The sequence below is a fragment of the Streptomyces sp. cg40 genome, assembly GCF_050320165.1.
Classification (GTDB): domain Bacteria; phylum Actinomycetota; class Actinomycetes; order Streptomycetales; family Streptomycetaceae; genus Streptomyces; species Streptomyces hokutonensis.
On the sequence record NZ_CP190128.1, the window covers coordinates 2,756,138 to 2,781,226 of the forward strand.

The 25,089-nt window shown below is 72.2% G+C and carries 20 protein-coding genes; 5 read left to right on the plus strand and 15 right to left on the minus strand.

The window, feature by feature from the left end:
- The first annotated feature begins 46 nt into the window (after positions 1-46).
- Positions 47-1,795: a malto-oligosyltrehalose trehalohydrolase gene (treZ, locus tag ACQHII_RS12155; RefSeq protein WP_427919322.1), complete on the plus strand. Its 1,749-nt coding sequence runs from the start codon at positions 47-49 to the stop codon at positions 1,793-1,795.
- 55 nt (positions 1,796-1,850) lie between these two features.
- Here the strand turns inward: treZ and ACQHII_RS12160 are convergent, their stop codons facing one another.
- The 4 genes from ACQHII_RS12160 to ACQHII_RS12175 form a co-directional block, all read right to left on the minus strand.
- Positions 1,851-2,789, minus strand: coding sequence for a phosphotransferase family protein (locus ACQHII_RS12160; protein WP_427919323.1), 939 nt, complete (start codon positions 2,787-2,789; stop codon positions 1,851-1,853).
- Between the two features lie 44 nt (positions 2,790-2,833).
- On the minus strand, positions 2,834-3,961 hold the full coding sequence (locus ACQHII_RS12165; RefSeq protein WP_427919324.1) for a M24 family metallopeptidase: 1,128 nt from the start codon (positions 3,959-3,961) through the stop codon (positions 2,834-2,836).
- A gap of 126 nt (positions 3,962-4,087) precedes the next feature.
- A complete protein-coding gene (locus ACQHII_RS12170; RefSeq protein ID WP_427919325.1) occupies positions 4,088-4,705 on the minus strand; it encodes a PDZ domain-containing protein in 618 nt (205 codons plus the stop codon).
- Between the two features lie 122 nt (positions 4,706-4,827).
- Positions 4,828-5,718: a LysR family transcriptional regulator gene (locus tag ACQHII_RS12175; protein WP_427919326.1), complete on the minus strand. Its 891-nt coding sequence runs from the start codon at positions 5,716-5,718 to the stop codon at positions 4,828-4,830.
- Positions 5,719-5,814: 96 nt separating this feature from the next.
- Here ACQHII_RS12175 and ACQHII_RS12180 point away from each other — a divergent pair, with 96 nt between their 5' ends.
- Positions 5,815-6,558, plus strand: coding sequence for a CTP synthase C-terminal region-related (seleno)protein (locus ACQHII_RS12180; protein WP_427919327.1), 744 nt, complete (start codon positions 5,815-5,817; stop codon positions 6,556-6,558).
- Between the two features lie 107 nt (positions 6,559-6,665).
- On the plus strand, positions 6,666-8,198 hold the full coding sequence (locus tag ACQHII_RS12185; protein WP_427919328.1) for a hypothetical protein: 1,533 nt from the start codon (positions 6,666-6,668) through the stop codon (positions 8,196-8,198).
- 7 nt (positions 8,199-8,205) lie between these two features.
- On the opposite strand, the gene cyc2 is transcribed toward ACQHII_RS12185, so the two are convergent.
- Entirely contained in the window at positions 8,206-10,359 is a 2,154-nt protein-coding gene (cyc2, locus tag ACQHII_RS12190; RefSeq protein WP_427919329.1) for a germacradienol/geosmin synthase Cyc2, read from the minus strand.
- Positions 10,360-10,528: 169 nt separating this feature from the next.
- On the opposite strand from cyc2, the gene ACQHII_RS12195 reads away from it, so the two are divergent.
- Positions 10,529-11,776: an endonuclease/exonuclease/phosphatase family protein gene (locus ACQHII_RS12195; protein ID WP_427919330.1), complete on the plus strand. Its 1,248-nt coding sequence runs from the start codon at positions 10,529-10,531 to the stop codon at positions 11,774-11,776.
- On the opposite strand, the gene ACQHII_RS12200 is transcribed toward ACQHII_RS12195, so the two are convergent.
- The 9 genes from ACQHII_RS12200 to ACQHII_RS12240 form a co-directional block, all read right to left on the minus strand.
- Positions 11,730-12,521: an ABC transporter ATP-binding protein gene (locus ACQHII_RS12200; RefSeq protein ID WP_427919331.1), complete on the minus strand. Its 792-nt coding sequence runs from the start codon at positions 12,519-12,521 to the stop codon at positions 11,730-11,732. The two genes, ACQHII_RS12195 and ACQHII_RS12200, sit on opposite strands and share 47 nt — an antisense overlap.
- Positions 12,522-12,530: 9 nt before the next feature.
- A complete protein-coding gene (mdlC, locus tag ACQHII_RS12205) occupies positions 12,531-14,138 on the minus strand; it encodes a benzoylformate decarboxylase (RefSeq protein WP_427919332.1) in 1,608 nt (535 codons plus the stop codon).
- Entirely contained in the window at positions 14,135-15,028 is an 894-nt protein-coding gene (locus ACQHII_RS12210; protein WP_427919333.1) for an ABC transporter permease, read from the minus strand. Before ACQHII_RS12210 ends, mdlC begins: the two co-directional genes overlap by 4 nt.
- Entirely contained in the window at positions 15,025-16,605 is a 1,581-nt protein-coding gene (locus tag ACQHII_RS12215) for an ABC transporter permease subunit (protein ID WP_427919334.1), read from the minus strand. The genes ACQHII_RS12210 and ACQHII_RS12215 overlap by 4 nt, the downstream gene beginning before the upstream one ends.
- Complete coding sequence (locus ACQHII_RS12220) at positions 16,602-17,552, minus strand: ABC transporter substrate-binding protein (protein ID WP_427919335.1); 951 nt, start codon at positions 17,550-17,552, stop codon at positions 16,602-16,604. The genes ACQHII_RS12215 and ACQHII_RS12220 overlap by 4 nt, the downstream gene beginning before the upstream one ends.
- 81 nt (positions 17,553-17,633) lie before the next feature.
- Positions 17,634-18,494 carry an LLM class flavin-dependent oxidoreductase gene (locus ACQHII_RS12225; RefSeq protein ID WP_427919336.1) on the minus strand — a complete coding sequence of 287 codons (861 nt, stop codon included), beginning with the start codon at positions 18,492-18,494 and terminating at the stop codon, positions 17,634-17,636.
- 48 nt (positions 18,495-18,542) lie between these two features.
- A complete protein-coding gene (locus ACQHII_RS12230; protein WP_427919337.1) occupies positions 18,543-19,736 on the minus strand; it encodes a damage-control phosphatase ARMT1 family protein in 1,194 nt (397 codons plus the stop codon).
- Between the two features lie 22 nt (positions 19,737-19,758).
- A complete protein-coding gene (locus tag ACQHII_RS12235; RefSeq protein ID WP_019071438.1) occupies positions 19,759-20,406 on the minus strand; it encodes a ScbR family autoregulator-binding transcription factor in 648 nt (215 codons plus the stop codon).
- Positions 20,407-20,713: 307 nt separating this feature from the next.
- A complete protein-coding gene (locus ACQHII_RS12240; protein WP_427919338.1) occupies positions 20,714-22,528 on the minus strand; it encodes a S8 family peptidase in 1,815 nt (604 codons plus the stop codon).
- Between the two features lie 400 nt (positions 22,529-22,928).
- Here ACQHII_RS12240 and ACQHII_RS12245 point away from each other — a divergent pair, with 400 nt between their 5' ends.
- On the plus strand, positions 22,929-23,873 hold the full coding sequence (locus tag ACQHII_RS12245) for a lytic polysaccharide monooxygenase auxiliary activity family 9 protein (RefSeq protein ID WP_427919339.1): 945 nt from the start codon (positions 22,929-22,931) through the stop codon (positions 23,871-23,873).
- A 46-nt stretch (positions 23,874-23,919) separates the two neighbouring features.
- On the opposite strand, the gene ACQHII_RS12250 is transcribed toward ACQHII_RS12245, so the two are convergent.
- Positions 23,920-24,573 carry a Tat pathway signal sequence domain protein gene (locus ACQHII_RS12250; RefSeq protein WP_427919340.1) on the minus strand — a complete coding sequence of 218 codons (654 nt, stop codon included), beginning with the start codon at positions 24,571-24,573 and terminating at the stop codon, positions 23,920-23,922.
- Positions 24,574-25,089 lie beyond the last annotated feature (516 nt).

Here is a 25,089-nt window from a genome sequence, read left to right on the forward strand (position 1 = left end):
CGATGGACGGGCTACATCCCGGTGAGCAGACGAAGGGGAACCGTCCGTGCAGTTCGAGGTGTGGGCACCAGAGGCAGACCGTGTGACGCTCCATTACGAGGGCGCCACGCGCGCGTTGGAACGCGATCCCGAGCGCGTGGGGTGGTGGAGCGGCGAGGCGGAGGCGGGCGACGGCACGCGGTACGGGTTCGCGGTCGACGACGGCCCGCCGCTGCCCGACCCGCGCTCGCGCCGCCAGCCGGACGGCCCGGACGGCCTGAGCGCCGTCGTCGAGCACGAGCGGTACGCGTGGCGCACCGCCGCGTGGCCGGGGCGCCCGCTGCCGGGCGCTGTGCTCTACGAGCTGCACGTCGGCACGTACACGCCCGAGGGCACCCTGGACGCGGCGGCCGACCGGCTCGGTCATCTCGCCGAACTGGGCGTCACCCACGTCGAGTTGATGCCCCTGTGCCCGTTCCCCGGCCGGCACGGCTGGGGTTACGAGGGTGTCTCCCTGTGGGCCGTGCACGAGCCCTACGGCGGCCCCGAGGGGCTGAAGCGCTTCGTCGACCGGGCCCACGAGCTCGGTCTGGGCGTCGTGCTCGACGTGGTGCACAACCACCTCGGCCCGTCCGGGAATTACCTGCCCGCGTTCGGCCCGTACTTCACGGACACGCACCAGACCCCGTGGGGCAGCGCCGTGAACCTGGACGCGCCCGGCTCCGACGAGGTGCGTGCCTTCCTCCTGGGGAGCGCGCTGGCGTGGCTGCGGGACTACCGGATCGACGGGCTTCGGCTGGACGCGGTGCACGCGCTGCAGGACACGCGCGCGTGCCACTTCCTGGAGGAACTGTCCGCCGCCGTCGACGCGTTGGCCGCCGAGACGGGCCGGCCGCTCTTCCTGGTCGCCGAGTCCGACCTGAACGACCCGCGAGTGGTCACGCCCCGCGCGGAGGGCGGTCTCGGGCTGCACGCTCAGTGGAACGACGACTTCCACCACTCCCTGCACACCGCGCTGACGGGTGAATCGCAGGGCTACTACGCGGACTTCGCGCGGGCCCCGCTCGCGGCGATCGCCAAGACACTGACCGGTGGCTTCTTCCACGACGGCACCTATTCGAGCTTCCGGAACCGGCACCACGGCCGCCCCCTGGACCGGACGCGCGTGGCCGCGCACCGGCTGCTCGGCTACAGCCAGACCCACGACCAGATCGGCAACCGCGCCCAGGGGGACCGCCTTTCGGCGTCCCTCTCCCCCGGCCTGCTGGCCTGCGCGGCGGCACTGACACTCACCGGCCCCTTCACGCCGATGCTCTTCATGGGCGAGGAATGGGCGGCGGGCACGCCCTGGCAGTTCTTCACCGACCACACCGACCCGGACCTCGCGGAGGCCGTACGGCGGGGCAGGCGGCGGGAGTTCGCGGCACACGGCTGGGCCGAGGAGGACGTGCCCGACCCGCAGGACCCGGCGACCCGCGACCGCTCCTGCCTGGACTGGTCGGAGCCGGAGCGCGAGCCCCACGCGCGCGTGCTGGCCTGGTACCGGCAACTCATCGCCCTCCGGCACGAGCAGCCCGACCTCACCGATCCCGACCTCACCGACACCAAGGTGGCCTACGACGAGGACGCGGGCTGGCTCGCCCTCCGGCGCGGGGACGTACGCGTCGCCGTGAACCTCGGCAAGGAACCGGCCGCGATCCCCCTGGGCACCCGCCCGGCGGAGGTCCTCGCCGCGTGGGACTCCGTGGAGGTACCGGGGGCGGACGGGTTGCTGCGGCTGCCCGGGGAGTCGTGCGTGGTGCTGGCGCAGGGGTAGGCAGAGGCGCCTCCGCGTAAACGTTCGCGTAAGCGTATACGCATACGTTTGCGCGCTACAACTCCCCGTCCCCGTCGCGCAGTTCCGTCACCCGTTCCAGCAGGATCGCCTCCCAGGTGTGGCGCAGTCGGGCTCTCAGGAGTGGGAGAGGGCCGCTGTCGCGGCTGTCGAGCTGCGCCGCGAGGCGGACGACCGTGTCGCAGCGGGCGAGCCAGAGGCCGCGCAGGCAGGGGCGGGCGCCGTAGCCGGCGAGGGTGGCGGCGCGTACCGCGGCGGGGGCGCCGACCGCCAGCGCAAGCCCGGCGATGTCCTCGGCGGGGTCGCCGAGGACCGCGTCGGTCCAGTCCAGGACGCCGCGCACCCGGCCGTCGGCGCTCACCACGAGGTGCTCGCCCCTGAGGTCGTGGTGGACGAGGACCGCGGTGGCGGACTGCGCGGCGAGCTGGACCGCGCCGGGCTGGGTGAGCTGGTGGAGGCGGGCGGCGTCGAACTCGTCGGCGGCGGCCAGCCGTTCGGCCGCCCGCTCGGCGGCGCGGCGCAGGGCCTCCAGGGAGCGTGGGGCGGTGCGCGGGACACCGAGCGCCTCGGCCTGCCGGACGGGCACCTCGCGCAGCCCGGTGAGCAGCCCGGCGAGGTCGGCCTCACCGACCGCGGAGACGTCCTGGTCCTCGCCGGACCGGCCCGGCACCTTGGTGTCCAGTGTGTAGGTGAGCCCGGGCGCCCACTCGCCGTGCGCCACGCTCGTCGGCACGGCGACGGGGAGGTACGGCCGTACGAGGTCGCGCAGGCGCAGTTCGCGGCGCTGCCGCAGGGTGGCCTCGCGGTCGGGGGCGAGGCGCAGGACGTGGCGGGTGCCGACCCACCAGGTGGAGTGCCCGCCGCCCTCGGCGACGGGTAGGACCTCGGGTCCGGTGCTGTCGGCCGCACTGTCCTTGAGCAGGGAACGGACCAGTTGTCGGACGGTGTCCGCGGTGGGTGTCGGTGCCTGGGTCATGGTCGCGCCGTCGCCGTTCGGGGTGTCGGGGCTCCTGGTCGTCGTCAGTCCACCAGGGCCATCTCGCGGGCCGTGTTGTTGAGTCGTCGACCGCCGTCCTCGGTCACCGTGACGATGTCCTCGATGCGCACCCCGAAGCGGCCGGGCAGATAGATGCCGGGCTCCACGGAGAAGCACATCCCGGGCACGAGGGGCTGTTCCTCGCCCTCGATCATGTACGGCGGCTCGTGCGTGGTGACGCCGATGCCGTGGCCGGTGCGGTGGATGAAGCAGGGGCCGTACCCGGCGTCGTCGATGACCGCGCGGGCGGCCCGGTCGACCTCCTGGCAGGCGACTCCGGGGCGCACCGCGCGGAACCCGGCCTCCTGGGCCTCGCGGACGAGGTCGTGGACGCGCTGTTCCTCGTCGTCGGGTTCGCCGACGTGGACCGTGCGCGAGGTGTCGGAGCCGTAGCCGTCCTTGAGGCCGCCGAAGTCGAGGACGACCATGTCGCCCCGCTGGATGACGCGGTCGCCGACCTCGTGGTGCGGGTTGGCGCCGTTGGGGCCCGAGGCGACGATGGTGAAGTCGACCTGGGAGTGCCCGAACTGCCGTAGCAGATCGGCCAGATCGGCGCCGACGTCGGACTCGCGGCGGCCGGCGAAGGGAACCTTCCGGATCTCCTCGTACGCTGCGTCGGCAGCGGCTCCGGCGGCTGCCATGAGCCGCAGTTCGGCCGCGTCCTTCACGGCCCGCAGCATCGGCAGCGCGTCGGTGAGGGAGGCGTAGGTCGTGTCGGGCAGCGTCCTCTGGAGTGCCAGCAGATGCATCGCCCAGGCGTTGTCGCTGACGCCGAAGCGGCCCGTCGCGTCGAGCAGGGCCGCGGTGGCCGCGTAGGGGTCCTTGCCGTCGGTCCAGTCGCGCAGGGTGAGGGCGTCGGCTCCGGGGGCCTTGGCGGCGTCGGGGGCCTCCAGGGTGGGGACGACGAGGACCGGGGAGCGTCCGGGGGCCAGGACGAGGACGGTGAGCCGTTCGGTGATCGCGGTGGGCGCGTAGCCGGTGAGCCACACCAGGTCCGGTCCCGGAGCGACCAGCAGCCCGGCGAGACCGGCGTCGGCGGCGGCCCGCGCGGCGCGGTCCATGCGGGCCCGGTAGTCGGCGGCGGTGAAGGGCGCGGGCGTGCTACCGGTCATTCAGGCCTCCGAGAACGGGCGAAAGGTGGCTACGGGCAGCATCCTGCCCGCACCCGGAGGCCCACGCGAGCCGATCGACGGGAACGGTGCGCCTGCGGCCCGTGCGCTCCCCGGTCCACGCGCGCGTCAGACGACGAAGCCGGGGACCACGGTGAACTGCTGGAAGCCGCCGCTGCGGTGGCGCACCGTGACGGTGACCTCCTTCCCCGGGTGGGCGCGGGCGACGGCACGGGCGAGGTCGGCCGCCGAGTCGATGCGGGCACCGCCGAACGTGAGCAGGACGTCGCCGCGGACCAGGCCCGCCGTGTACCCGGGCCCGGGCAGATGGACGCCGACGATCAGGGCGCCGGCCTGCTCGGCGTCCACGGCCTCCACGCCGAGCGTCGCGGTGGCCGGCGGGGCGGACGTGGGGGACCGGGGCGACGTGGGCGACGACATCGGGCCCGCGGCGGACGCGGACCGGTCGGCCGGGGTGCCCGGGGTGGCCGTCCGCGCGGGCTGCCGGGCTGCCGCCTGGCGCTGCATGTCGGCGAGTTTGCTCATGCCGATCACGGTGGCGCCGACGGTGCCGAGTCCGACTCCCGAGAGCACCAGGACGGTCCCGACGAACACGCTGAACAGCAGGGTGATGAGCCGTCGGCCGCGGCGGCGCGCGGCGTGCGGGCGCCGGGTGGTGCCGGGCTTGGTGCCGTCGCCGGGCTCCTGGCCGGGCATCGGCTTGGGACGCAACGCAGTCTGTTCCATGGATCGCCTCCGGCAGATGCTCTACCCGGCGCACCGGCGCCCGACGTGCCACGAACGAGTGAGACTGACCGACGGTCAGGAGAGGGAAGCCGGCAACGCGTGCAGCACGCGCGCGTGGTGCCTCACTCGCGTAGCCGTTCCCGTTCCCGTTCCCGTTCCACCAGCCGTCCCGCCAACCGCGCCGCCGCCCCGCGCGGCGCACCTCTGTAGACGAGTTCCGTGCGGTGCACGACCCGTGGTTCGGTGAGGGGGACGGCGACCGCGCCCGGTACCCCGGAGGCCGCCGAGCGGGGCAGCAGGGTCAGGCCGTGGCCCGCGGCTGCCAGGGCCGTGAGGACGCGGACGTCGGTGCCGTCGTAGCGGAGAGCAGGGCGGAAGGCGCCGCCGCCGTTCGCCGCGCGGAGCCGTGCGAGGGGCACGCCCGCGTCGGGGGCGTCGAGCCAGCGGGCGGCGGCCAGGTCACCGAGGCGCAGGGCGGAGCGGCCGGCCAGGGGATGTGTGTCGGGGAGGAGGACGCACACGGGTTCCTCGGCGACGCCGTGGGTGGTCAGCGGGGCCACGTCGGGCAGCCGCAGCGGGTCGTTGGGGGCCGCGATCCCGTCGACCAGGCCCAGGTCGGCGGTGCCGGTGGCCACGGCGGCCGGGATCTCGTCGCGGGCGAGCACCCGGAGAGTGACTCCCGCGCGCGGGAGGGCGGCCAGGACGCGTGGTCCGAGTGCGGTCGGCGCGGTGGCGAGGGTCAGTCCGCGCTCGGGTGCGGCGGCCATCCGTACGACGTCCGCGCGGGCCGCGTCCAGGCGCAGCAGCAAGGGGGCGGCGTGTTCGAGGAGCCGTTCACCGGCGGCCGTGGGCGTGACCGGGCGGCGGGTGAGGAGCGGAGCGCCGAGGTCCTGTTCCAGGGCGGCGATGTGCTGGGACACCGCGGACTGGGTGTAGCCCAGCTCGCGCGCCGCCTCCGAGAAGGAGGCGAGCCGGGCCACGGTGACGTAGGTGCGCAGGAGATGCGGATCCATGCCCGACAGGATGCCCGGGCTGCATCAGCTCTGCTTATCGAGGGTGCACACATCATCGTTGGACGTGAACCTCGCCCCGCCCCCACGATGAGGGACATGACGAACACCGCAGCTCAGACGGACCGGACCGCCCGTATCGCTCTGGTCGGCGACCGGTCCCCCAACGTCGTCTCGCACACCCGTCTCCCCCTGATCCTGGACGCCCTCGCCGAACGCGACCGGCTCGTCCTCGACGCCTACTGGATCCCTTCCGAGGACGCCGGGGCCGAGGACGCGGTACGCGGGTTCGACGCCGTGTGGGTGGTGCCGGGCAGCCCGTACCGCAGCGAGGCCGGCGTCCTGTCGGCGATCCGCACCGCGCGCGTGGAGGGCATTCCCTTCCTCGGCACCTGCGGCGGCTTCCAGCACGCGCTCCTGGAGTACGCCCGTGACGTGTGCGGGCTGACCCGGGTCGCGCACGCCGAGAACGACCCCGACGCCGAGGACCTCCTCATCGAACCGCTGGCCTGTTCGCTGGTCGGCCACGAAGCGGTGGTCACCATCGACCCGGGCTCGCTCGCCGAGTCGGTGATCGGCTCCGAGCGCACGGTCGAACGCTACTTCTGCGCCTACGGCCCCACCCGCCACCTCGACACCCTGCGCGCCCACGGGCTGCGCTTCTCCGGTCACGACGAGGACGGCCATGTCCGCATCGCCGAACTCCCCGGCCACCCCTTCTTCCTGGCCACCCTCTTCCAGCCCGAACTGTCCGGCGACGGCACCCGCCCGCACCCGGTGGTCCGCGCCCTGGCCCGGGCGGCGGTCGAGCACGCCGCCCGGACCGAGACGCTGACCGCCTGACCGTCAGTCGGTCCGACCAAGGGTTTCCGCAGTCCGTCAGCCCGTCCGACCAGGCGTTTCCGCAGTGGCCCGGCCCGCTGTCAGTGCCGCCTGTTACGTTCTGTGACATGACCGATCACGCCCTGCGGCTGCTCCAGCAGCACGCCCACCTGGCCGAACTGGCCGCGTTCCCCTTCGACTTCGACCTGGCCCGGACGGACCACGTCGAGGAGGTCCGGCTGGCCTCGGGCGCCCCGCTGCGGCCGGTCGCGGGAGACGGCGCGGGCGGTACGTACTTCGTGTGCGCGGACGGTTCCGTGCTGTACGCCGACTCCGAGGGCTCGGCCGGGATCATCGGCTCCAGCGTCGACGAGACGCTGGAGCTCCTGATCGGTCTGCCGGGCTGGCGGGACCATCTGGACCTGTCCCCGTCCGACGGCCCGGAGAAGATCCTGGCAGCGGTCACGGAGACGGAGGACGAGTTCCGCGAGGACTACGGCCTCGACGAGGCGCGGCCTCGACTCCGCGCCGCCCTGGGCCTGTCCGAGCGTTCTCCGGTCGAGCTGATCGGCATGCTGCACGCGGCCCTGCTGCGCACGGAGCCCGACTTCCTGCTCCTGAACGCGGAGGAGGGCGGCGCCTACGCCCTCCTCGACCGGCACCCCCGTCCCCCGCTGTGGGAACCGGTGCTGGCCCAGGGGCGGGCGGATCTGGCGGCGCTGCGCGCGGGCGACCGTACGGCGTGGGACACGGTGGCCGGAGACCCCGTACGGCGTCGACTCGCCCTGCGGGCCGCGCAGTTCGACCGCGCGGACGGCGATCTGGAACTGCTGCGGCATCTGCTGCGGCGCGAGACGGAGTCGTCGATGACGGACGAACTGCGGCTCGCCGCCATGCTGGTGGGACTGCACGGGCACATCGAGGATCTGCCGTTGCTGAGCGAGGTGCGGGAGACGGACTTCGACACCGCGTGCGGGCTCAGCGAGATGCCGAGGCCGGACGCGGACGGATCAGCCCTCCAGGAGTGGGCCCGGGAGCTCGACGAGTCACTCTTCGGTACGGACCCCGCGGACGAACCCCCGTCCACCTGGACCGAGTTGGCGGCCGACCAGGGACTCACCGAGTTGGCCCGGACGGCCCTGATCCGCAGGCTGGACGAGATCGAGATGGACCAGAGCCTGCTGCGGCGACCGGGCACCCCGAAGGCACTGGACCCGTCTCCCCTGCACGGACTGGCCTACGAGTTCGAGCAGTTGGGCGACCGTGTCCAGGCACTGCGCGCCCAGCGCCTCTACGCAGCCCTCCAGCAGACGGCGTGGGACCGCGTCTCGGCCCGGCTGCGGCAGGCCCGCCTGGAGCGGGAGACGGGTCAACTCGCCGAGGCCGGAGGGACGTTGGCGACCCTCCGGGGCACACTGGCCGACCCCGGGGACGAGTCGCTGAGGCACTGGCAGGGTGTGAACCTCGGCTGTTTCATCGCCGAGGAGCACTACGCCCTGACCCGCGCGCTGGCCGACGCGAACCTCCCCGAGGAGGCCCAAGTGACCCTGGCCGCCGCCGAGTCGATACTCGGCGAGCTCTCGGGCGCCGGCGCGACGGCAGTTCGGGAGCTCGCCGAGGAGGTGGCGGAGCGGGTCCGGGACCTCAGGGATCTCGGTTGACGGGTCGTCAGGCGAAGGGCATCGCCGGTACCCGGTCCGGGACGAAGCCGTGCGAACGGCGGGCCAGGTAGGCGGACTTGTACCGGTCGACCTCGCGGTGCCAGTTCAGGATGCCCGCCATCCAGTGCTGGAGGTCCGTCACATAGCCCCGCATGATCTCGCGGGCCTCGTCCGAGAGGTCGAAGTCGTCGTAGACGACGGGCAGTTCGTTCGCGGCGACGTGTTCGAACTGGCGCATGCGCTGGGTCATCAGGTCATGGACGACGCCCAGCGCGGTCGGGTAGTCGATGCCGAAGAAGTTCTGGACGACAAGGATGGCGTTGTGGACCTCACCCTCGTACTCGATCTCCTTCTGGTAGGAGAAGACGTCGTTGATGAGGCAGCCGTAGTCGATGGCCGCGTTCTCCAGGGCGCGGACCGGGCCGGTGCGGTAGACCTCGGGCGGGACCTTCGGGCCGTGGCCCATGCGGCACATGCTGAGGGTGAGGTCGGAGCCGAAGGTGGCGCGGCGCATCTCCAGGTAGTCGACCGGGTCGGGAATGCGGTGCTGGATCTGGTTGGACAGCTCCCAGACCCAGCTCTCGGTCATCTTGTTGATCGAGTCCTTCAGGGTGTGCCGGTCGTCGACGGGCATCTCGGCGGTGGTGAGGGCCCACAGGTCGATGAGCCCGCGTTCCATGGCGTTGACGGGCACGACGACCGCCGGTCCCTCGACGGGCATGCAGTCGGAGAGCCGGGCGGTGGTGACGCGGGCGGCGGCGAGGTCACCGCGGACGCCGTAGACGAGGGGGTAGTAGTCGTCGCCGTAGGTGCCCCAGGCGAGCCAGCGCGAGCTGAGGTCGAGGGCCTCCTCGGTGGCGTCCGGGTCGATGCCGGCCGCGCAGAGCGGGAGGTCGGCGGCGGCGAGTTTCTCCTCGTCCCAGACGCCCTCCTCCAGCATGCCGACGGCGTGCATCCAGTCGACGAGGCGGTGCCGGGCGCCGTCGAGGTGTGGGCTCAGTTCGACCTGGAACGGCATGTAGAAGTCGGGGAGTCGGGAAGGTCCGACCTTCTGGAAGGGGACGTGGGTGTAGGCGCGCAGCCGTTCGGCGCCGGCGGAGGCGAGCAGGGCGCCGATGTCGGCGGCGGAGGTGCCGAGGCCGGTCGGTCCGTTCAGCGGCGAGTTGTCGAGGGCGCCTTCGTTCATGTAGCGGCTGGAGCGCAAGTGCCACTCATGACCGCCGGACTGCCAGTCCTGGAGGCCCCGGGTGTAGGCGGCGACCGCGCGGACCTCGTCCGGGGTGAGCCCGTTCTCCAGGGCCACGGCGGGCACTTCGGTGAACGCGGTGTGCTCGAACTGGTGGAGCCGGGAGGTGAGGACGTCGTTGACGGTGTCGGCGGCCTCCTGGGTGGTGCAGCCGAAGAAGGTCTCCAGGACGAGCACGCCGTTGCTGTTCTCCCCCTCCTCCTCTACCTCCCGCTGGTAGGAGAAGAGGTCGTTGCGCAGATGGACGCCGTCGGAGAAGGTCTCCATCAGCACCCGCAGCGGCCTCGATCCGGCGACGGACGCGGGCACTTCGGCGGTCGCGTACTCCACCAGCCCCGCCGACCAGGGGGCGCCGCCCACCTTGCGGCGCATCTCGATGTACTCGACGGGGTTGGCGATCCGCCCCTCGTTGATGTTGGACAGCTCCCACAGGGACTCGTTGAGGAGGTGCTCGGTGGCGACGGCGAAGCGGCGGCGCCAGTCGACGGACATCGACGGCACCGTGCGCGCCCACAGGTCGGCGAGCCCCGCCTCGACCGGATTCTCCGGCTCCGGCACGGGAGTCGACAGGTCCAGCGGCATGAACAGCGGCAGCCGGTCCAGGTAGGCCTTGCCACCGGCGCGGTCCTGGCTGCGCTTGAAGATCTCCAGGAAGTGGTCGTCGAAGAAGAACACCCACACGTACCAGTCGGTGATCAGCGACAGGGCGGGCCCGTCGCAGTCGGGGTGGGTGTAGGCGCAGAGCAGGCCGTAGTCGTGCGCGTCGAGGTCGGCCTGCTCCCAGATCCCGGAGCCCTCCAGCATGCCCATCTCGCGCGCCCACGCGGAGGAGTGGGCGCGCGCCTCGCCCAGATGCGGGTTGAGGCGCGCGGGATACGGCATGTAGAAGTGCGGGAGTTCGAACGGCTGGGTCATGGCCGGGGCCCTACCCGCGCCCCTCAACGGCCATCCCGGGCAGGGGACATGATCACACCATCGCGTGAATCGGCGGTGAACCCATGAGTTTCGCCCGCGTCTTGTGGCGTTCACTTCTACGCGCGCAGACTACGGGGGTTCACGTGTCCCCTCCCTCACCGGAGTCCCGATGAACCACTCCTCCAGAGCCTTCTCCCGCCGCACCGCGCTCGCCTCCCTGGCCGGGGCCGCGATGACCGGCACCGCCGCGTTCCCGGCGTCGGCGGCCGGGCGGTACGGGTCCGGGCGGACCGTGCGGTTCGCCACGTTCAACGCCTCGCTGAACCGGGCCACGCAGGGCGCGCTGGTCACCGACCTGTCGACACCCGACAACGCCCAGGCCCGCAATGTCGCCGAGACGATCCAGCGGGTGAACCCGGACATCCTGCTGATCAACGAGTTCGACTACGTCGAGGGCGGCGCGGCGGTCCGGCTGTTCCTCGACAACTACCTGTCCCGGGGGCACAACGGCGCCCGCCCGATCCACTTCCCGTACCACTTCACCGGCCCGGTGAACACGGGCGTCCCCTCGGGTGTGGACCTCGATGGCAAGAACGGCGTGGTGACGACGCCGGGTTCGGACGCGTACGGGCAGGACGCGTTCGGCTACGGCTTCTTCCCGGGGCAGTACGGCATGGTCGTCCTGTCCAAGTTCCCGATCGACACCCGCGCGGTGCGCACCTTCCAGCACTTCCTGTGGAAGGACATGCCGGGCAACGTGATCCCGCCGGGCTACTACAGCGACGCGGCCCGCGCGGTCTTCCGGCTCTCCTCCAAGAGCCACTGGGACGTGCCGGTCCAGCTCGGCCACGAGACCGTGCACTTCCTGGTCTCGCACCCGACGCCGCCCACCTTCGACGGCCCGGAGGACCGCAACGGCCGCCGCAACCACGACGAGATCCGGCTGTGGGCCGACTACATCGGCGGCCACGCGCGCAGTGCCTATCTCTACGACGACAAGGGCGTCCGGGGCGGACTGCGGCCCGGCGCGCGGTTCGTGATCGCGGGCGACCAGAACGCGGATCCGTACGACGGCGACAGCTACGACCACGCCGTACGGCAGTTCCTCGACCACCCGGCGATCAACCTGCCCGCGAAGCCGCCCGCCAGCGCGGGCGGGGTCGAGGCAGCGAAGCTCCAGGGCGGCGCCAACGTCGGCCAGATCGGCAACCCCGCCTACGACACGGGCGACTTCAGCGACACGTCCCCGGGCAATCTGCGCGTGGACCATGTCCTGCCGTCCAAGGGCCTGGTCCCGGGCCGCAACGGCGTGTTCTGGCCGACCTCCGACGACCCGCTGTACCGCCTGGTGGGCGACGGCAGAACGGTCGTCACATCGGACCACCGGATGGTGTGGCAGGACGTGCGGCTGGGCTAGGCGTGCGCACCGCCCTGCCCACCCGCGTGCGCAGCGCCACGAACTCCGGCAGTCCCCGTGTGCCGATCTGGTCGCGGGGACAAGGGAGTTCGACCGGCAGATCCAGCGCCACCTTCGCACCCGGGCCCGGCGTGAGGACGACGACACGATCGCCGACGTAAACGCTTTCGTCGATGTCGTGGGTGACGAAGACGATCGTCGTGCGGTCCGTGCGGTGCACCTCCAGGAGGAGGTCCTCCAGGTCCTCGCGGGTCTGGGCGTCGAGGGAGCCGAAGGGTTCGTCCATCAGCAGCAGGGAGGGACGACACACCAGCGCGCGGGCGATGGCCACGCGCTGCTGCATGCCGCCGGAGAGCTGCCAGGGGTGGCGGCGGGCGGCGCCGGTCAGGCCGACGCGGTCCAGGATGCGTTCCGCCTCGGCGCGCCGCTCGGCCCGGCGCAGACCCTGGCGGCGCAGGGGCAGGGCGACGTTGTCGCGGACGGTGAGCCAGGGCAGCAGCGAGCGGCCGTAGTCCTGGAAGACGACGGCCAGGCGGTCGGGTACGCCGGTGACCGGTGTGCCGTCGAGCGTGATCGTGCCCTCGCGCGCGGGCAGCAGCCCGGCGACGGTGCGCAGCAGGGTGGACTTGCCGCAGCCCGACGGGCCCACCACGGACAGGAGTTGGCCGTCCGGCACGGTGAGGCTGATGTCGTGCAGGACGGGCTGGTCGCCGTAGTGCTGGCTCAGGGAGTCGAGGCGGAGCATCGGGGTCGGTCACCTGGCCCAGGGTTCGGTGTAGAGCGCGCCCTCGCCCGCGGCGACCCGGAGGTGCAGCAGGTGCGGGCCGCTCTCGTCGGGCAAGTGGAGGGTGCGGTCCAGGACTTCGGGGAGCACGGCGGGGTCGTCGACGTAGGTGGCAGGGCAGCCGAAGGACTCGGCCAGCGCCACGAAGTCGACGCCGCCGATGTCCGTGCCGGGCACCGGGGCGATGCCGAGCCGGCGGCCCAGGGCGCGGACGGCCGCGTAGCCGCCGTTGTCGAGGACGAGGTAGGTGACCGGCGCCCGGTGCCGGGCCGCCGTCCACAGGGCCTGCACCGAGTAGAGCGCGGAGCCGTCGCCGAGCACGCAGACCAGGCGGCGCCGGTCGGCGAGCGCGCGGCCGACCGCGAGCGGCAGGCCCCAGCCGAGGGCTCCGCTGCCCGTGGTGAGGAAGCCGCCCGGGTTGTCGACGGGCACGCGCGCGTGGAGGGCGTCCCGGTGGCTGGGGGCCTCTTCGACGAGGACTCGGTCGTGGGGCAGCCGGGTGCGGAGGTGATCGAGGATCAATTCGGCGGTGAGGCCGGTGCCGGGTTCGGGTGGCACGGGTGCCGGGCGGGGCGGGGGCGGCTCGCGGTCCGACTGCCGTAGCAGCGAGGTGAGTTGGGCGAGGGCTGGCTTGAGGGTGGTGACGATGCTCGTGCCCGTGGGCAGCCAGGCCGCCTGTGCGGGGTCGCAGTCCAGGTGGTGGAGTTCGGTGCCGGGGTGCAGGAGGGGTCCGCCGTCGTCGAAGTGGTAGGTGAACACGGGCGCGCCGAGGGCCACGACGACGTCGTACGGCCGTAGCCGCGCGGCCAGTTGGCCGGCGACCGGTGGCAGGAAGCCCTGGAAGAGGGGGTGGGACTCGGGGAAGCCCGAGCGGCCGGAGAGGGGGCTGATCCAGACGTCGGCACGGGTGCGTTCGGCGAGGGCGCGGGCCTCGGGGAGGGCCTCCTCGTCGTCGACGCCGGGGCCGACCACCAGGGCGGGGCGGGCGCAGGCGTCCAGCCGGGCCGCGAGCGCGGTCAGGGCGTGCGGGGCGGCGGTGAAGCCGGTGTGCACGGTGCGCGGTACGACGGGGAGGGCGGGCTGGTCCCAGTCGTCCTCGGGGACGGAGACGAACACCGGTCCGCGCGGGGGTGTCATCGCGACGCGGTGGGCCTCGGCGAGTACGGCGGGCACGTCGGCGGCGCGTTCCGGCTGGTGGGCGAACTTGACGTAGGGGCGCGGGAATTCGACCGGCCGGTCGGCCCCGAGGAAGGGGCGCAGCTGGAGCAGGGAGCGTGCCTGCTGGCCCGCCAGGATCACCAGCGGGACGCGGTCGCGGTGGGCGTTGAAGACGGCGCCGAGCGCGTGGCCGACGCCGCCGGCCGAGTGCAGGCTGACGAACGCGGCGCGGCGAGTGCCGAGCGCGTGGCCCGCGGCCATGGCGACGGCGGTGGACTCCTGGAGGCCGAGGACGTAGGTGAAGTCGTCGGGCCAGTCGCGGAACATGCGCAGTTCGGTGGAGCCCGGGTTGCCGAAGACCGTGGTCATCCCGGTGTCGCGGAGGAACTGGACGACGGCGTCCAGGACGGTGCCCTTCATGTGGTCCTTCCCTTGCGGCTTACTTCGTGGGTCCGGGTCCGGGTCCGCCTGCCGGTGAGCCGCTTCTCGACCGCCAGCAGGCCGGTGTTGAGCAGGTATCCCAGGGCGCCGAGCAGGACCAGGACCGCCCATACGGTCAGCAGGTCGGAGCGCGACTGGGCGTCGGTGAGCGCGAAGCCGATGCCGTTCGCGGTGCCCGGCAGCAGTTCGGAGAAGACCATGAGGATGAGGCAGAGCGAGAGGCTGAGCCGCAGGCCCGCGAAGATGCGGGGCAGCGCGGAGGGCAGCAGCAGGAACCACAGGCGTTCGACCGCGGTCAGGCGCAGTACGGCGGCGACGTCGAGCCGGAGCGGGTCGGTGTCGCGGGCGCCCTCCGCGGTGTTGATCAGCACCGGCCAGACGGCGCTGAACACGATCGACGCGAGCTGCATCGGCGTACCGAAGTCGAACACGACGACGAACACCGGCACGAGCGTGGGCGGTGGCACGGCGCGCGCGAACTGGAGCACCGGGTCGCACAGGGCGTAGGCCCGGGGCGAGCGCCCGACCAGCATGCCGAGGCCGATCCCGGCGCCGGCGGCGAGCACGAACCCCGCGGACATCCGCCCGAGGCTGGGCAGGATGGTGTCGACGGCGTCCGGGGTGAGGAACGCGTGTCCGACCGGCCCCGAGAACCACAGGTCGTAGGCATGGCGTGCGATACGCGCGGGCGTCGGGAAGTAGACACTGCCGTGCGCCCGGGTGGCCAACTGCCAGGCGGCCAGGGCGAGTAGGAGGACCAGCAGGCGCGGGAGGGCACGGCGGGCGGTGCCGCCGACCAGGTGGGCCGTTCGGCTCGCGACACCATGTCCGGCCGGGCGGCGCGACACGGAGGTCGGCACCTCGCTCACGACGACACCTCTCCGTCGACCGCCTCGCCACCGCGCTCCGGCGGACGCCCAGCGGCACCGCCCGGCAGAGCCGCACCGGGTTCGGCCGGTCCGAAGTCGGCCGACGCACCCCGGGGCCCCGCCGTACCCCCGTTCGACACCACCCCGTCAACCGCCTCGCCACCGCGCTCCGGCGGACACCCAGCAGCACCGCCCGGCCAAGCCGCCCCGGGTTCAACCGGCCCGAAGTCCGCCGGCCCACCCCGAGGCTCCGCCGCATACCCGTTCGACAACCCGCCATCGGCCACCTCGCCACCACGCCCCGCCGGACGCCCAGCAGCACCGCCCGGCCAAGCCGCCCCGGGTTCAACCGGCCCGAAGTCCGCCGGCCCACCCCGAGGCTCCGCCGCATACCCGTTCGACAACCCGCCATCGGCCACCTCGCCACCACGCCCCGCCGGACGCCCAGCAGCACCGCCCGGCCAAGCCGCCCCGGGTTCAACCGGCCCGAAGTCCGCCGGCCCACCCCGAGGCTCCGCCGCATACCCGTTCGACAACCCTTCATCGGCCGCCTCGCCGCCACGCTCCGGCAGGCGCCCAGCGGCACCGCCCGGCGGCGCGGTACCGGGTTCGTCCGGTCCGGTGCTGTCCGGCCCGTCCTGGGGCCCCGCAGCGGACCCGGTCGGGCCCGTCCCGCCGGAATCAACTCGCCGCGCGGCGACGCGATCGTCCCGCCGTGCGCCGACCCGGCCGAACCCCCTCCGCGCCCCGCGGTCGCCCGGAGTGCCCGCGCCCGCCGCGCGCGACTTCCCGCGCGTCGCCCCCGCCGCTCCCCGAACCCCCGCCCTCCAGGGAAACGCCCTCCGCTCCCCCCACACCAGCACCCCGTTGACGACCAGGCCCAGCGCACCCGCCCACACCACCCCCGCCAAGACGTCCCGTGTGCCGTCCGTGGCCAGTTGGGCCTGGGCGATGAAGATGCCGAGGCCCTGGCCGAAGCCGGAGAGGAGTTCGGTGGCGGTGGCGAGGACAAGGGCGGTGGCGGCCGAGATGCGGAGGCCGGCGGCGATGAAGGGGGCCGTGGCGGGGAGTTCGACGCGCAGGAGGATCGACAGGCGACCGAAGCCGAAGGTGCGCAGGGTGTCCTTGGCGAGCGGATCGGTCTCGCCCAGGCCGTAGACGGTGTTGAAGAGGATGGGCCAGACCGAGGCGTAGGCGATCAGCGTGACCTCGGTCTCCGTGCCGGAGCCGAGGAGGAGCGAGACGAGGGGGATCAGGGCGACGGACGGGAGCGGACGGAGGAATTCGATCACCGCGCGTACCGCGTCGTCGACCACCGGCACGCTGCCCAGCAGCAGGCCCAGGGGAATCGCGATGGCGCAGGCGATGCCCAGGCCGAGTGCCCAGGCCCGGAGGGTGACCGACACGTCGTCCAGGAAGGTGCGGTCACCCGCCAACTCGACCGCGCGGGCCAGGACTTCGGACGCGGGCGGCAGATAGCTGCGTCGTACGAGGCCCGCTCTGCCGACCGCCTCGCAGGCGCCGAGGGCCAGGAGGACGCCGAGGGCGCCCAGGGTGAGTTCCTGGCGGCGGTTCACTTGACGAGGAGCGTGACCGGGTCGATCTGTTTCTTCAACAGCCCCTGTTTCCGCATGAGTTCGGTGAGCCTACGCAGTTGGGCGGCATCGGCGGTGGCCGGGTAGGCGGGCAGGTTGATGGTCTTGGCCTGGTCCGCGGTCACCTTGGTGTACTTGGGGAGTTCGGCGCGTACGAGCGAAGGGTCCTCGGCCGCGAGCTTCGAGGCGGCCTCGATCGCGCGCCGGAACGCCGCCGCGGCCGAGGCGTGCTTCCCGGCGAAGGCGCGGGTGGTGACGTAGCCGCTGATCGGCAGGGACTGGACGGGCGCGGACCCGCCGTCGAGCAGCACCCGTGCCTTCAACTCGCCCTGGATCGCGCTGTCGAAGGGCTCGACCGCGTGGACGGCGTCGACCTGGCCCTTCTGCAGGGCGGGGCCCATCTGCGGGAAGGCGATCTGGCGGTACACAGGGTGTCCGGCGCCCTGCTGGTCCAGGATCGCGTCGAGGGTGAGCGACTGGATGTTGTTGAGGATGTTGACGGCGACCGTCCTGCCCTTGAGGTCGGCGGCGGTCTTGATGGGCGAGTCCTTCGGGACCAGGACGTCCATCATGTGCGGTGCCGTGCGGACTCCCTCGGCGAGGATACGGAGGTCGAGGGTGCCCTTCTCGTCGGCCTGGAGGAAGGTGACGTAGTTCGCGCTGGCGATCACGTCGACCTGGCCCTTGGACAGGGCGGGCAGGGCCTGGATGCTCTGCTGGACGGGCTGGATGGTGACGTCCAGCCCCTCCTTCACGAACAGTCCGCGGTCCCGCGCGATGTAGAGCGCCGCCGCGTCGGTCAGCGGCAACGCGGCCACCCGGATCTTCTGTTTCCCGTCGCCTGCCGAGCCGGAGTCCCCACCACCCCCGCAGGCGACGAGCACGAGTGCCAGCGCGACCGCGCCCGCCCCCAACCTTCCTGTTCCCACTTGTAATTGACGCGAAGTCGTCATGCGAGCAAGAACTATCAGCGTTTTGACATGATCACCACATGCAGGTCGGACAAACCTTCACGCTTTGGAAAAATGCGAAACGAGTTCCCCGCCGACCCACGCGAGTGCGTCCGGCAGCGCCTCCGTGGCAACTGGTAGCCAAAGGGACGCGGAGACCAACCCGGCGTCGGCCAGCTGCCCCAGCTCGTCGCGGACGCTCTCGGCGCTCGCGTCGGCTCCGCCCAGCGGACGACCGGGCACCTTCACCGCGGCCGTGAACCCGGGCGGCACGAGGAACAGGCCTGCCGTCAGGGCCAGTTCACCGGGATCGCGGCCCACCTCGGCGCCGAGCGCGTCGAGCCGTGCCCGTACTTCCGTGAGTCCTTCCGCGTCGACCCCGGAGCCGTGCCACGCGTCGCCGAACCGCAGGGCCCGGCGCAGTGCCGCGTCGCTCTGCCCGCCGATCCACACCCCGGGTCCGCCCTCGGTGCGGGGCAGCACTCCGAGCCGCGCGGGGCCCTCGCCGCGCCACAACTGCCGTACGACGGCGAGCTGTTCGTCGGTCCGGCGGCCCCGGCCCGCGAACGGGACGCCGACGGCCGCGTACTCCTCGGTGTCCCAGCCGGTGCCGACGCCGAGTGTGAAACGGCCGCCGGAGAGGCGGTCGAGAGTCGCGGTCTGATGGGCCAGGATCAGCGGGTTGTACAGCGGCAGCACCAGCACGCTGGTGACCAGCCCGATCCGCCGTGTCGCCCCGGCCACGGCCGACAGCAGGACCAGCGGATCCGGGGTCACGCCCGTCGGACCGGCCACCGCGTGGCCGCTCGCGAAGACGTGGTCGAGCCCCGACTCCTCTGCCTGGACGGCGACTTGAAGGACCGCGTCCACCTCGTCGTCCCGGTCGGGCCACAGGCGGTGCGGTGCCACTCCGATACGCATCTCGGTCGTACTCCCCTCGTGCGACAAGAAGGTCAGTGAACGACCCAACTACACAACGGGCGTTGGCGGCATCCCCTTCACCTGGATCAGCGCATGGGTGCCACCCGTTCGCCAGCGCTGCCCCTCCGCCGCGACCAACGCCGCCTCCGTGCCGGCGTCGAGGCCGGTGATGACATCGGACTTGAGGGTGCGCAGAGCGGCGACCGGGCCCGGGAAGCAGGCGGTGACGTCCGCGAACGGTGTGGTTGGGGACCAGCGGCAATCCCCTACCAGGCGGCGGTAGTTGAGGTCGCCCTTCACGATCGTCAGCGTGGTCGCGGCGAACTCCGCGCGGAGGTCGGCGGGCATGTCGGCGTACGGCAGCGGGGCGCAGGAGAAGGGGTGGGCGCGCACGGTGAGGCGGCCGTCCGCCATGGCCGACCAGAGGAGGTGGCCGTATGTCGCCGCCGCGCCGGGCGCCCCGGTCAGCCGGTGCAGGGCGTCGACCACGTCGGCGGTGGTGGCGTCGGAGACGTAGTACGGGTGGGGCTTGATGTGCAGGACGGCCCGTTCGACGCGCCCCTCGTCGAGGAGGTGGGCGATCAGCAGCAGGTCGGGGATGAGTTCGCGGCCCGCGTTGTCGGCGACGAGGCAGAGGGTGCCGGAGAGGAGCGACCACAACCGGTCGCTGTCGTCGGCGACCAGGGCCGGGACGGGGGCCCGCGCGGCGGACTCCGCTCCGGCGGCGGAGAGGCGGAAGCCGAGGTCCGCGCGGTTGCCCCAGAGGGAGCCGTGCAGCAGCGCCCGCCCGCGCTCTTCCGGCGACTTGCCCTCCAGAGCGTCGAGGGCGGCGAGTTCCTCGTCCGTCTCGGGAGCGTCGAGTTCGGCGCGCTTGAAAGGGCGGAACGGGTCGATGCCCTGCCAGGCGCCGGGGCCGAAGTAGCCGACGGCGCCCAGGAGTTGGCGGTAGAAGTAGCTCTCGGACCAGAGCCAGGGGACGTCGTACCAGGACTGTCCGGCGTACTCGTCGGTGCCCCAGGCGGCCCACTGCGCGTGGTCGGGCGCGTCGGCGGAGAGGGGCTGGACCCTGCCCTCGGTGCAGTTCTTCAGCAGGGCGTCGAGGGCGCGGTGCTGTGCGGGGCCGTAGGGGAAGGCTTCGCGTACCTGGCGGATGATCGCGGGGTGCCGTTCGGCCAGCACGCTGTGGGGGAACGAGCCGGGCTCATTGCCGAGGATCACGGGCGCGGCGGGGGTTTCGGGCATGCGGCTCACCGTACCGGGCGGGTCAGCCGGCGCCGATCTCCCGCTCCAGTCGCGCGGCGAGGCTGAGATAGCGGGCGCGGCGCGGTACGGGGACCACGCCGCGGATCACCAGGTGCCACATCTCGGCGGTTCTGCGGGGCTGGAGGGCAACCGGTTCCAGGGCGCGCCCGATGACGCGGATGCCGACGAAGAGACCGATGAGGGTGCGGGCGACGGCGTCAACGTCGATGTCGGGGTGCGCGTCGGCCTCCGCGACCGCGCCGGCGAGTTTGCGGGCGGCGATGTCGAGCCACTCCGTGAAGGGGTGCGGCATCGGGGGCCTTACCTCGATCTCCCCCGCGGCGAGCCGGAGTCCGGCCCGCGGGATGGGGCCCTCGACGGCCAGCCGGGTCATGCCGAAAGTGACACGTATCAGTGTCTCCAGTGAGGAGTAGCCCCGGCTGTCCATGTCCCGGGTCATCTGGCGCGAGGCCTTGGCCTGCATCTCCAGGATGGTGTGGGCGAGGTCTTCCTTCGCCGCGAAGTGGAAGTACAGGGCGCCCTTGGTGACTTGGGCGTGGTCGACGATGTCGCTGAGACTGGTGGACTCATAGCCCTGCCGGTCGAACAGCTCGGCGGCGGCCGTGATGATCGTTGTGCGGGTCTGTTCGGCCCGTAGCTGCCTCGCCATCGACTGAAACACTCCCGTGAAGGAAAAAACAACGGCCCATGCCGTTTTTTCTTACCCCCTGTACACAGTAGCTCACCGTCCGACGGCTTCGACCTCGCCCCCGAAGACCACCAAGTCCCCTCACGTTCCCATCACTTGCGTCTCTCTGTCACCCCCACCCCGACTCTTGACCACTTTCGGTATCCGTGGCACGTGTCAGCGACCGTTCTCGGCCATACGAACGACCGGCCGCCCCCCGGGAGGCGCCTGTGGAGGCGCGCCTCTCCGAACGGGTCGGCCGGTCGGTTTCTGTGGATGACCTGTGGGATCAGAAGGTGAGTTTCCAGCTGTTGAGCGTTCCGGCGTCCTGGGCGGCGGTGTCCTGGACCCGCAGCTTCCAGGTGCCGTCGGCGGTCTCGCCGGAGGCGTCCACCGTGTAGGTGGCCTTGACGTCGTCGGCGGAGTCCGAGGTGCTCGCGGACTTCAGACGGTACGTCGAGCCGTCCGGTGCGACCAGGTCCAGGACGAGGTCGCCGCGGTAGGTGTGGGTGATGTCGACGCCGACCTGGAGGGCCGAAGGCGCGTTGCCGCTACGGCCGTTGACGGCGATCGGGGACTCGACGGCCGAGCCCGCGTCGGGGATCGCGACGGCGGTGGTGCTGGAGAAGGTGGTCCCCGTCGTCGTACCGCCGGTGCCGCTCACAGCCTGGACGGTCTTGGCCGCGTCGGCGAGACCGGCGCCGCAGCCGCCCGAGCAACTGCCGGGCAGGGCACGGGCGTTGGTCTTGATGGCCGACTCGATCTGGGCCGGGGTGAGCGCGGGGTTCGCCGACTTCATGAGCGCGACCAGGCCCGCGATGTGCGGGGTGGCCATGCTGGTGCCCTGGTAGTAGGCGTACGACTCGGTGGACGGGGTCTTGGTGCCGGAGTTCAGCGTGGAGTAGATGCCGTTGGCGGTGCCGGTGCCGGTCTGGCCGCCCGGGGCCGAAATGTCGACGCCCGTACCGTAGTTGGAGTAGGACGCCTTGGCGCCGGCGCGGTTGGTGGCGGCGACCGAGATGACGTTCGCGCAGTTGCCGGGCGAGTGGTTGGCGACGTTGTCGTTGTCGTTGCCCGCCGCCACGACGACCGTGGTGCCGCGGTTCACGGCGGCGGTGATCGCGCTCTGGGTGGCGGAGGTGCAGGCGCCGTCGCCGCCCAGGCTCATGTTGATGACCTTGGCGACGTTGCCGTTGGCGGGCACGCCGGAGACGGTGCCGCCGGAGGCCCAGGTGATGGCGTCGATGATGTCGGAGTCGTAGCCGCCGCACTTGCCGAGGACGCGCAGCGGGGAGATCTTCGCGCCGTAGGCGATGCCCGCGATGCCCTTGCCGTTGTTGGTGACGGCAGCGATGGTGCCGGCCACATGGGTGCCGTGCCAGGAGGAGTTGCTCGCCCCGATGCCCGAACCGCACTCGTTCGCGGCGTAGTGGTCGCCGGGGTCGGCCGGGTTGCTGTCGCGGCCGTCACCGTCGACCGAGACGGCGGTGTCGGTGATGAAGTCGTAGCCGGCGACGATGTTCGCGGCGAGGTCGGAGTGGGCGACGTAGCCGGTGTCGATGACGGCGACGGTGACACCGCTGCCGGTCGAAGTCGGCCACGCGGCGGGGACGTTCATACCTGCGGCGGCCTCGAACAGGTCCCACTGCTTGCCGTACTCGGTGTCGTTCGGGTCGGCCTGCGGGGTGTTCAGCCGGTCCGGTACGACGTAGGAGACCTGCGGGTCGGACTTGAACTCGGCGATGACGTCGGCGACTTCAGTGGTGCTCTTCGCGTCGCCGAGGCCGACGAGGGCGGCGCCGGTGCCGAGGCGGCGCTGGAAGTCGACGTCCTCGCCGGTCTCCTTGCCCTTGGCGGTGGCGTCGGCCTCGGCGGCCCGGTTCGAACTCGCCTCCGCGGCACCGGACTTGTAGCCGACGATGAGGCGCTGGGCGAGGGCGCCCGGGGCGGCCTCGGTCTGGCCGGGCAGGGCCGGTGCGGCGGCCCGCTCGGCGGGTTCCTGGGCGACGGCGGCCGAGGTGGCGACCGTGGCGAGGAGGGCCGCGGAGACCGCGGCGACGGATATCAGGGCCCGTCCGGTGGGGAATGCCGTGGGAGTGCGCAAGGGCTTGCCTTTCGTGGCCGGACTCCGAGCAGCGCGGAGCGGCGGTCGATTCGCTTCGTCGTCGAAGCGGCGGGGGGTCGAACCGGAGAGCGCCGGGCACGGAAGCCGCCTCAACAGGGGTCGCCTGTGGGTCAGCTGTGGCAAAACGATAGGCAAAGAGAAGGTCATACGGATACGGGGGAAACCCTCGGTCCGGCCGGAAACCGCCCTCGACATCGACCGGTTGACCGATCTGCCCCGGTTCACGGCGGCGAGGCGGACTGAACGCGTGGGGCCGAGGACGGTGGGGGCGGACCGAGCCCGTGGGCGGGAGGGCTGTAGGGGCGGACTGAACGCGTGGGGTCCGAGGGCCGTATGACACGGACAGACCGTTCCCGCCCCGGCCGAGGAGACGTTCCGGATGTCCCGGATGACCGCACATCGCACCGCCATGGCGGGCGCCGTCATGGCCCCGCTGCTGCTCACCGTCTGGGCGGCGGGTCCGGCGCAGGCGCACGGGGCGCCGACGTATCCGGTCAGCCGGGTGTACGCCTGCTCGCCGGACGGCGGCAGCGCGGCCAGGACGGCGGCCTGCAAGGCGGCCGTGGCGGCGAACGGACAGCCCTTCACGTTCTGGGACAACATCCGGGTCCCGAACATCAACGGACGGGACCGGCAGCTGATCCCCGACGGGAAGCTGTGCAGCGGTGGTCTGTCCGACTACAAGGGGCTCGACCTCGCCCGCAGCGACTTTCCGTCGACGCGGCTGACGCCGGGGGCGAAGCTGACGATGACATACGCGTCGACGATCGCGCACACCGGCACGTTCAAGTTGTATCTGACGAAGGCCGGTTACGACCCGTCGAAGCCGCTCACCTGGTCCGAGCTGCCGACGCAGCCGTTCGCCGAGGTGAAGGACCCGCCGCTGACGGGTGGCGCGTACCGCATCGAGGCGACGCTGCCGACGGGCCGGACGGGGCGCCAGCTGATCTACACGATCTGGCAGAACAGCAGCACCGAGGACACCTACTACTCGTGCTCGGACGTGGTGTTCCCGGGGGGCGCCGCCGCTGCCTCGTCCTCCTCGTCGGCGACCGCCGGCACGAACGACAAGGCGGCGAGTCCGTCCGCCTCGGCCGCCAAGTCGCCCACGGCCGCGGGCACTTCGGCCAAGGCCGAGGAATCCGCCGCGGCGCAGAAGGCGTCCCCCTCGGAGAAGAGCACCGCGCCGGGCAGCAGCCCGGTGGCGGCCGACACGGACGCCTCGTCGGGCGGCCCTTCGGCGCCCATGCTGGCGGGCGGCGCCGCCGCGGTGCTGGTGCTCACCGGGGGCGCCGCCCTGGCCCTGCGACTGCGCCGACGCTGAACTCGGCGCGTACAGGCCCTACTTGCTGATCTCTACTCGCTGATGCCTAGTTGGTGTAGACCGCCGCGCCGTTGTCCGTCACCGGGGCGTACTTCGCGGTGAAGTAGCCCGCGCTGAAGCACAGGGACGAGCCCGAGGTCTTGGTGAAGGCCTGGTTGGTGAAGTTGATGCTGGTGTCGGTGTTGCTCGCCGTGCCGCTCAGGCTGGGCGCCTGGTAGACGCAGGTGATGCTGCCCAGCAGGGTGGTCAGCTTGACCGTGGTCTGGATGGTGGAGCCGCTGGCCGGGGTGACGGTCAGGGTGCCGTCCGAGGCTGCCGCGGTGGTGTACGGCAGGTTGTCGACCGTGATGCTGGAGACACCGAGCACGCCGAGGACGTTGCTGGTGCAGCTGCTGCTGTCGAAGGTCTGCGCGGAGACGGACTCGGTGGCGGTGCCCGGCGCGGTCGGGTTGTCGGTGACGGTCGCGGTGAACTGCGACGAGGTGCACTTGATGCCGCTGGTGCCGGTCGCACTGGAGTACAGGGTGGCGCTGGTGCCGGAGGCCAGGGGCGCGGTCAGCACATCGCCGACGGCGACGGGCGTACCGGCGAGGCTGCCGGTGGTGAGCACCGGGGTGTCGTCCGCGGACGCCGGGACGGTGAAGGGGAGGGTGAGCGCGGCGACGGAGCCGACGAGGGTGAGGACGGTGCGAGTGCGCATGCGGGTGTACCTCTTCTTCCGAAGTGGGGCCGAACCGGGGGGGTTCTGGGGGGTTCTTTGGGGGGTGGGGGAACTGGGGGTTTTCCGAGGGTTGGCAACTGTGGCTCGGGGCGCGCGAGTTCGCCGTCGCCGGCCCGTGACGCCTTCTCCGTACGTGACGGGCCGGCAACGGCGGCCGGCCGGTGACCGGCCGGAGGCCCACGGGGGTTGAAGGCTTCCGGCCGGGCCGGGCGGTGGGGCGGACGGCACGGGCCAGGGGGGGAAGCGGCCGTGCCGGGCCGCGGGGGTTCGGACTCTGCGGGCGTGAAGTGCCCTTGTGGAAAGGGAAGTCCGGGAAACGCGGCTCCTGCCACGTGCCGGATCCGGCGCCACGGATCCGGCAAACAAGGGAGAGTTGTAGACCTGAGTGTCCGTCAACGTCAAGACGTGCAAGCCAAGTTGGTGTGCCGATCGGTGTGCGGTCCGATGCTCCACGAGATCACGGAGAGGCCTTGCCTCACAGGTGGCACATCATCA